The organism is Pseudoalteromonas sp. 20-92, assembly GCF_030847595.1.
In the GTDB taxonomy this organism is placed as follows: Bacteria; Pseudomonadota; Gammaproteobacteria; order Enterobacterales; family Alteromonadaceae; genus Pseudoalteromonas; species Pseudoalteromonas fuliginea.
This window is the reverse complement of the sequence record NZ_JANJGQ010000077.1, coordinates 1-494: the sequence shown is the minus strand read 5'-3', so window position 1 is coordinate 494 and position 494 is coordinate 1. Positions and strand designations below refer to the sequence as shown.

The following is a 494-nucleotide window of genomic DNA, read 5'->3' as shown; positions in this document are numbered from 1 at the left end:
TAATAGTGTTTCTCGCAGGTCTTATAGATAGTCGGCATTACGACAATCCCTGAGTATGCGTATTGAAACAAATAACTCCTGTTGATCCGAAAGTCTTGTTACAAACATTGATTGTTTCCGCTCAAATATTCGTGATCAACAGAAGCATATTCCATGTATTAATGAGATAGGTAAATACATTAATCAACAACAAACTAGACACCCATCCTAAATTTTGCACTTTTCAAAATTAAAGGCTAGCCTTTAATTAGTACAAAAAACAAGCAGGGTGTCTTATGGCAATTGCAAGAAAACGACAAGTAAGTTTGGTTGATACAAAATACTACCACTGTATTTCGCGTTGCGTGCGCCGTGCATTTTTATGTGGCGAAGACCGTTTTACTGGTCAATCTTACGAGCATCGACGAGGGTGGGTTAAAGATAAGCTGCTTGAATTAGCGAAGGTATTTTGTATTGATGTCTGTGCTTATGCTGTTATGAGTAATCACACCCAC

The 494-nt window shown here is 37.9% G+C and carries 1 pseudogene; it reads left to right on the top strand.

Annotated elements, in window-relative coordinates:
• Positions 1-275: 275 nt before the first annotated feature.
• Positions 276-494: pseudogene (locus tag NRL14_RS20815) on the top strand (transposase); the annotation flags it as partial.